Here is an 8639-nt window from a genome sequence, read left to right on the forward strand (position 1 = left end):
CTCAGAAAGAGTAAGATGGGTGTAGCTCATGGGGGTGTCCTTTTGTTGTGGTAAACATTAGACTATCCCTGTGAGTCCCCCTTGGTCAAACTCCTGGGTGTTGCACTTCAGATTTGAACTGGCGAAATATGGCAAAAATCCGGTTAATAGGAGTTGGCAATCTAATATCGGGATCAAAAAAAAACTAGGAAAAGGCACGTCAGTCAATGGACTTATCTAAAAAAATCTCTGTATGCTTAGTTTGAAAAGGCTTGATGAATCATTTGATTTTCAGAAAATTAATTTCTCGCTTCATTAAATAATTGACCTGCTAACAATAGACAGGAAAAATGGCTCTAGAAAAAATGGTAATTGACAAAGAAAGAATTCACATTTTAGTTATTGATGACCAGCCTAACAACCTTCGGTTTATATCAAATATCTTAACGAAAGAAGGGTATAAAGTTCAGCGGGCTATTTCTGGAGGAATGGTTGTAAATGCTAAATTTACCGTTCTACCAGACCTGATTTTGCTAGATATTGCTATGCCCCGAATGAACGGCTACGAAGTATGCGAAAAACTGAAAGCCAACGAAAAGACTCGGGAAATTCCGGTAATTTTTTTGAGTGTTTTTAATGAAACTTTTCACAAGGTAAAAGCTTTTGAAATTGGCGGTGTTGACTACATTTCTAAGCCTTTTCAAGTGGAAGAAGTTTTAGCGCGGATCGAAAGTCAATTGACTATCCAACAGCTATCGAAACAATTAAAGCAGCAGAATATCCAACTGCAACGAGAGGTAGAATTTCGGAAGCAGACAGAACAAGCACTCCGCGAAAGCAAAGCGCGGTTGCAGAAGTTGGCGGTTAATATACCGGGTGTTATTTACCAATTAGTCAAAAAAATAGATGGAATTTCTAAATTTGAATATATTAGTTATGCTTGTCGAGATATTTACGAATTAGAGAGCGAAGAAATATTAAAAAATGCTGCCTTGGTATGCGGTCAAAATCATCCAGACGATCGAGAATATGTGATAGAAAAGATTGGTGAAAGTGCTCGAAGCTTAGAACCTTTTGCTTTAGAATGGCGGATTGTTACGCCGTCGGGAAAACTCAAATGGCTGCAATCTAATTCTCGACCAGAAATGCGCGACAATGGCGATATAGTTTGGTATGGCGTGCTTTTTGATATCAGCGATCGCAAGCAAGCAGAAATAGAAACTGCCGCAGCTAAATCTGCTTTAGAACGGAAAGTTCAGCGAGAGTTGCTGATTGCCAAAATAACTCAAGAAATTCGATCGAGCTTGCATCCAGAACAAATTTTTCAAACAGCCGCAACTCAAATCGGTCAGACATTCTGCGTCAATCGCTGCTTGATTCATACTTACATTACTACTCCCCAAGTCGATATTCCTCTGGCGGCGGAGTATCTCGAACCCGAGTGGGAATCTATTTGGAACGTACCCATTCCTATTTGGGGAAATCCTCACATCGTACAAATGATGATACAAGATCGGCCGATCGCCTCCAACAATGTTTACTCAGACCCTCTTTTGCAAGCTATTAGACCGATTTGCCGCGAGATTGGGTTAAAATCGATGCTGGCAATTCGCACTTCCTACCAAGGCAGGGCAAATGGCGCTATCTGCTTGCACCAGTGCGATCGCTACCGGGAATGGACGAAAGATGAAATCGACTTGTTAGAAGCGGTGGCGGCTCAACTAGGGATAGCGCTGGCTCAAGTTCAACTGATCGATCGAGAGAAAAAGCGACTTGGGCAGCTCGATCGGCAAAATAAACAGTTGCAAGCAGAAATTCGCACCCGCATCCTCGCCGAGCAAGCTCTGCAAGAGTCAGAAGCAGAATTGCGGACTATTTTTGCTGCCATGACTGACATAGTTTTAGTGAGAAATGCAGAAGGGCGCTGCATCAAAATCGCACCGACATCAGCGACGAATTTTGCCAAACCTGCCAGCGAAATGATTAACAGAACCGCCCATCAAGTCTTGCCACAATCTGTAGCAGATTTGGTATTAAATACCATCCAACAAGTTCTCAAAACGAAGCAAAGCATCAATGTTGAATATAGCTATACAGTCGGAGATCGCGAAGTTTGGCTAGATGCTAAAGTTTCTCCGCTGTCAGCAGAATCAGTAATTATGGTAGCGCGAGATATTACCGATCGCAAACAAGCAGAATCTGCACTCCGAGAAAGCCAGCACTTCATCCAGGCGATCGCCGATTCCAATCCCAACCTATTGTACGTTTACGATTTAATTGAGCAGCGGAATGTCTACACCAACCGCCAAATTGCGACGATCCTCGGCTACGGGGCAGAAGAAATACAAGATATGGGTAAAGCCATGCTCCCAACTCTGGTGCACCCCGAGGATTTATCGGCTTTTTTTCAACATATTCAAAAGTTCGATCGATCTCAAGGTGGTGACATCATAGAATTTCAATACCGGATGAGGCACAAAAACGGCGAATGGCGGTGGATGCACAGTTGGGATACCGTATTTCTGAGACAAGCTGATGGTAAACCGAAACAAATTCTCGGCACGTCTAATGATATCACGGATCGCAAATTAGCCGAAGAAAAACTGCTAGCATCGCAGCAAAGAATCTCATTTTTATTGCAGCAAACGCCGATCGCAGTAATCGAATTAAACCTGAGTTTAGAAATTATCACTTGGAATCCCGCAGCAGAAGCTATTTTTGGCTATAGCGAGCAAGAAGCCAAAGGGAGAGTCGCCAGCGATTTGATTGTACCTGAAAACTACCGCCAAGAAGCATCTGAGATTTTCAATCGTGGCTTGAGTGCCAAATCCAGCGCCACTTCCGAAAATCTGACCAAAGACGGCAGAATTATCATCTGCGAGTGGTACAATACTGAGCTAATTGACGAGAATGGCAAAGCAATCGGTACGGCTTCAATGGCTGTAGATATTACCGAACGCAAGCAAGCAGAAACCGAATTGCAAGAAAGTGCTTTGCGCCAAAGAGCGATCGCCCGCATCATTGAAAGAATGCGGCAGACTTTAGATCTCCGAGAAATTTTTCACGCGACAACCCGAGAATTGCGCCAAACCATGAAATGCGATCGAGTCGGCCTTTACCGTTTCAATCCTGACTGGAGCGGCGAATTTGTAGCCGAATCCGTTGACAGCAAGTGGATTTCTTTCATCCAAGCACAGCAAATAGACCCCAACTTCACAGAAGGCGCCTTAGAAAGCGAAAATTGCCTCGTCCAAAAATTCGATAGCACCTCACAAGAAATCTGCGATACTTATTTGCAAGAAACCGCAGGTGGAGCCTACAGCAGAGGTAAAACTTACCTTTGCGTCCAAGATATTTACAAGCAAGGCTTCAGCCCTTGTTACATCGAATTGCTAGAAAGATTTCAAGCCAAATCCTATATTACCGTCCGAATTTTCTGCGGTGACAAGCTCTGGGGATTGCTAGCATCCTATCAAAATTCAGCTCCCCGTCAGTGGAGCGAAGCTGAAATCAACGTTGCAGTTCATGTAGGCACCCAGCTAGGAGTAGCATTGCAGCAAGCCGAATTGCTCGCTCGCACTCAAAGGCAGTCAATGGAACTGATTAAATCCAAAGAAAACGCGGAAGTTGCCAACCGCGCCAAAAGCCAATTTCTCGCTTCCATGAGTCACGAATTGCGGACGCCTCTCAATGCCATTCTCGGTTTTTCCCAAGTCATGGCTCGCAATATTTCTATCACACCAGAACAAAAAGAATACATAGAAATCATCAACCGCAGCGGCGAACATTTGCTAGAACTCATCAATGATGTTTTGTCAATGTCCAAAATAGAAGCAGGTCAAATTACCATAAATGAAAGCCGCTTCAACCTCTACAACATTCTCGACAGCCTCAGAGAAATGCTGCAACTAAAAGCCAACTCCAAAGGCTTGCAGCTAATCTTTGAAAATATCGGCGATTTGCCGCAGTACATTCAAACAGACGAATCTAAATTGCGGCAAGTTTTAATTAACCTGCTCGGCAATGCAATTAAATTTACTCAACACGGAATTGTTACTCTGCGCGTTAGCAGCCAAGCAGAAACCAACGTGAGTGAAGAAAATCAATCTCAATTGCTGTTTGAAATTTCCGACACCGGCCCCGGTATTTCCCCCTTGGAACTTCCCACATTATTCAAGCCCTTCGTACAAACCGAAACAGGTCGAAAATCCATGCAGGGAACCGGGCTAGGATTGCCGATCAGCCAACAGTTTGTCAGGATTATGGGAGGTGATATTTCGGTAGAAAGTCAACTCGGTCAAGGCACAACTTTCACGTTTAATATCCAGGTTAAGTTAGTAACAGAAAGCGACGAACAAGAAAAAACGACGGCAAAACAAGTTATTGCTTTAGAAGCCGGACAGCCAATTTATCGGATATTAATAGTTGAAGATGTAGCCGAAAATCGCCAACTCCTGCTTAAGCTGCTCGCACCGCTGGGATTTGAAGTCGAGGAAGCAACTAACGGTCAAGAAGCAATTGCTTTAAAGTCAACTTGGAAGCCGCACCTGATCTTAATGGATATGCTGATGCCAGTGATGGACGGGTACGCAGCAACCAAACTGATCAAACAAACTCCAGAAGGAAAAGAAACCATAATTATTGCCCTGACTGCTAGTGCTTTTGACGAACAGCGACACATAATTTTGTCTGCTGGTTGTGATGATTTTATTTGTAAACCGTTTCGGGAAGAGGTACTATTTGAAAAGATAGCTCATCACCTGAACCTGCGGTATATTTATGAGGAAGAAAACTCATCTACTTCTGGTTCGGCACCGCAAATGCTGAAAAGTTTGACCGCGGAGGATTTGAGTGTAATGCCCAGAGACTGGGTAGTCGATTTGTACCAAGCAGCACTTTGCGTTGACGACAATCGCATTCTCCAACTGATCGAGCAAATTCCCGAAAATGAAGCAAATCTCGCTAACGCTTTAACAGATTTGGTCGAGAATTTTCGGATAGATATCATTATTGATTTAACTCAATTATATTATGATGAACGACCAGCCACTACCAGCGACTCCTAGAGACATTCTGATCGTTGACGATATGCCGGACAATTTGCGACTTTTATCCACTATGCTCGCATCCCACGGGTATCAAGTCAGGAAGGCGATTAACGGACAACTGGCTCTGCAAGCGGCACAAATGTCTCCTCCGGATCTAATTTTACTAGATATTAATATGCCGAAAATGAACGGCTATGAAGTTTGTCAGCAGTTAAAAACAATTGAAAATACTAAAGATATTCCGGTGATTTTTATTAGTGCGCTAGATGACGTGCTGGAAAAAGTTAAAGCTTTTCAAGTAGGAGGAGTAGATTATATTACTAAGCCTTTTCAAGTAGAAGAAGTTTTGGCCCGCGTCGAAAACCAACTTTCCCTGCGATCGCTGCAATCGAAACTGCAACAGCAAGCCAGGGAATTGCACGATCGCAATTCGAGATTGCAGGAAGAAATCGCGGAACGGCAGCGGGCTCAAGAATCAATCCGGTTTTTGCTGGAAATTACGCGGGCGATCGGCGAAGCTGTAAACTTTGACTCAGCTTTAGAAGTAATTCTGCACCAAGTTGGCGAAACAATCGGATGGGATTTAGGAGAAGCTTGGATTCCCAATGCAGAAAGAACTTTCCTGGAATCTGCCAGGGGTTGGTATGCGGGCAACGCCAGCATGGACTGGTTCCGCAGGGAAAGCAAAAAACTGACATTTGCCAGGAATATTGGGCTACCGGGACGAGTTTGGGTATCCAAGCAACCGGAGTGGGTAGAAGATATTACCCAGGGCTACCCGCCTTTTACTCGAAGTCAAATAGCACAAGCAACCGGATTTAAAGCAGCTTTTGGTGTGCCGATTGTGGTAGGCGATGAACTCTTGGCAGTGCTGGTTTTCTTTAAAATTTTGCCAGGTAGGAAAGACGCGCGATTTATAGATGTTTTTGATGCTGTAGGCAGTCAATTAGGTTCTTTGATTCAGCGCAAAAAAGCCGAAGAATTACTGCGAATTGCTGAAGAAAGATATCACAGCATTGTCGAAAATGCGATGGAAGGCATTTTTCAAAGCACGCCTTCAGGAGGGTTTATTAGCGCTAATCCAGCTTTAGCAAAATTGTATGGTTATAACTCGCCAGCAGAACTGATGTTATGTATTAAAAATACTTCTCAAGTGTACATTGAGCCGGAACGCCGCCAGCAATTCGAGGCGGCTATGGATGCACAAAATGCTGTGTTGGGCTTTGAATCTATGGTCTATCACAAAGACGGCCACCGGATTTGGGTATCAGAAAATGCCCGAGCTGTTAGAGATGAAAAAGGTGAGCTGATGTATTATGAAGGTACTGTTTCTGATATTACAGAGCGTAAATTAGCTCAAGAAGCGCTCAAAGTTCAACAGGAACAAAGCGAGAAGTTGCTGTTAAATATTTTACCGAAACCAATAGCTGAACGTTTGAAAGCGGAGCAAACTACAATTGCTGATAGTTTTGCAGAAGTCAGTGTTTTATTTGCTGATATTGTTGGATTTACTGAACTGTCGGCGAGAATGTCTCCGACGGAGTTGGTAAAGCGATTGAACGTGATCTTTTCGCACTTTGACCAGTTAGCTGAAAAGTACGGTGTGGAGAAAATTAAGACGATTGGTGATGCTTACATGGTAGTTGGGGGATTGCCGACGCCGAGAGATGACCATGCTGAGGCGATCGCCCAAATGGCCTTGGGAATGCAGGAAAAAATAGCTAAGTTGTCGGCCGAGACAGGAGAAAAACTAGCAATTCGCATCGGTATCAATTCCGGGCCGGTGGTAGCGGGAGTGATTGGTGTGAGCAAGTTTACCTATGATTTGTGGGGAGATACGGTGAATGTGGCGGCGAGGATGGAAGTTACGGGATTTTCCGGAAACATTCAAGTTACTGATGTCACTTATGAGCTTTTGAAAGATAAGTATTTGTTTGAGAGGCGAGGCATGATTCCGGTAAAAGGTAAGGGGGAGATGATGACTTATTGGTTGGTAGAAAAAATTAGTCAGTTGACAGTTGACAGTTGACAGTTGACAGTTGGTAATTGGTGTCAACTTCAGCCTGAAACCATTGAAAAATCTTGCTTTTATCTGAGGCCAGATCCCCTCGCATCCCCCTTAACAAGCAGGGTGGTTTTATTCTGATCGTATAAATTAGGTACGTTGTTGGGCTTTAGCCCTCTTTGTATATATGCTTAAAGAGGCTCAAGCCCAACAACGTACCTTTATTAATATGACAGTTGCTGCTATGATGAAAGTAGTTAACGAAACTTTACATAATAGCCGTGACTGCACAACAATTAGTATCTGCAACGAGTTTAGAAAAGCTAATTTGGACTTGGAAAGGTCACAAAATCCAATATACCGTCCAAGGCACGGGCCGCCCGCTGATTTTGATTCATGGATTTGGGGCTTCGATCGGACATTGGCGGCAAAATATCCCCGCACTCGCAGCCGGCGGCTACCGCGTATTTGCCTTGGACTTGTTGGGATTCGGGGCTTCCGGGAAACCGGCCCTCGACTACACCCTGGAATTGTGGGAAGAATTACTCACCGATTTCTGGGCGGAATTGGTACGGGAACCGGCGGTATTTGTCGGAAATTCGATCGGCGCATTGCTAAGTTTGATGGTAGTGGCCAACCATCCAGAAATCTCCGCCGGCGGTGTCTTGATCAACTGTGCCGGCGGGCTCAACCACCGACCAGAGGAACTGAGTTTTCCCCTGGGATTAATCATGGGGACTTTTGCTAAATTAGTTCGATCGCCCATCACCGGCCCCTTCGTCTTCAACAACATCCGCCAAAAACACCGGATCCGCAACACCCTGCGCCAAGTCTACGGCAATCGGGAAGCCATTACCGACGAACTCGTAGAACTCCTGCACGCGCCCTCCTGCGAGCCCGGAGCTCAACAAGTATTTGCGTCAATTCTCACGGCCCCAGCAGGCCCTCAACCGTCAGAATTGCTGCCAAAGGTCGATCGTCCGTTATTGGTACTTTGGGGCGCAGACGACCCCTGGACGCCAATTGCCGGTAGCCAGATTTACCAAGAATTGACCACCAACGGTAAACCCGTCAAATTTGTCTCAATTCCCAACACAGGCCACTGTCCCCACGACGAACGACCCAATGAGGTGAATACTCTGATTTTGGACTGGATGCAGGAATTAAAATAAAATTTTTCTGCCGAATGCAAGGAAAGGGCGATCGCGCCAAACCCTTGCATTTCCTAGGTTATGCGTCCCTCCACAGCACCCAAATCCGGTCTGTTGCCAACTCAAAAAAACAATTTTTGCAAAAAGTATTGACAGCCTCGGCAGACTCAGTTATATTAATGGACGTGTGAGGAGCGAACCAGTAAGAGCACCGAGACGAAACACGGCCAGTCGTCGGTGCTCTTTCTGTTGAAAAGCATTTTTTAAAGTTTTCAATTATCCCTTCAATTCTTCCTTCGCGTTCTTAGCGTCTTCGCGGTTCGTTAAACAAATCTTTTAGGTTCGTAGTGAGGACTTCAGTCCTCTGAATTTATGAGGACTGAAGTCCTCACTACGAACCAAAGTTTTCAATTATCCCTTCAATTCTTCCTTCGCGTTCTTAGCGTCTTCGCGGTT

General features: G+C 44.7%; 3 protein-coding genes. All 3 read left to right on the forward strand.

Annotation, left to right across the window (positions count from 1 at the left end; translation table 11 throughout):
* Positions 1-329: 329 nt before the first annotated feature.
* The 3 genes from QZ918_RS25825 to QZ918_RS25835 all read left to right on the forward strand — a co-directional run bounded on the left by QZ918_RS25825 (position 330) and on the right by QZ918_RS25835 (position 8204).
* Positions 330-5045, forward strand: coding sequence for a PAS domain S-box protein (locus tag QZ918_RS25825; protein ID WP_293340077.1), 4716 nt, complete (start codon positions 330-332; stop codon positions 5043-5045).
* Positions 5011-7056 carry an adenylate/guanylate cyclase domain-containing protein gene (locus QZ918_RS25830; RefSeq protein WP_293340080.1) on the forward strand — a complete coding sequence of 682 codons (2046 nt, stop codon included), beginning with the start codon at positions 5011-5013 and terminating at the stop codon, positions 7054-7056. Before QZ918_RS25825 ends, QZ918_RS25830 begins: the two co-directional genes overlap by 35 nt.
* 257 nt (positions 7057-7313) lie before the next feature.
* The gene (locus QZ918_RS25835) at positions 7314-8204 is read left to right on the forward strand and encodes an alpha/beta fold hydrolase (protein WP_293340083.1); all 891 of its coding nucleotides are present in this window, start codon (positions 7314-7316) and stop codon (positions 8202-8204) included.
* The last annotated feature ends 435 nt before the right edge of the window (positions 8205-8639 follow it).

This window comes from Microcoleus sp. CAWBG58 (genome assembly GCF_020883045.1).
Lineage (GTDB): Bacteria > Cyanobacteriota > Cyanobacteriia > Cyanobacteriales > Microcoleaceae > Microcoleus.

What these genes read in the sequence shown, in the direction of transcription:
- QZ918_RS25830 (WP_293340080.1), top strand. Translation starts at nt 5,011, where the DNA reads ATGATGAACGACCAGCCACTACCAGCGACTCCTAGAGACATTCTGATC.
- QZ918_RS25825 (WP_293340077.1), top strand. Translation starts at nt 330, where the DNA reads ATGGCTCTAGAAAAAATGGTAATTGACAAAGAAAGAATTCACATTTTA.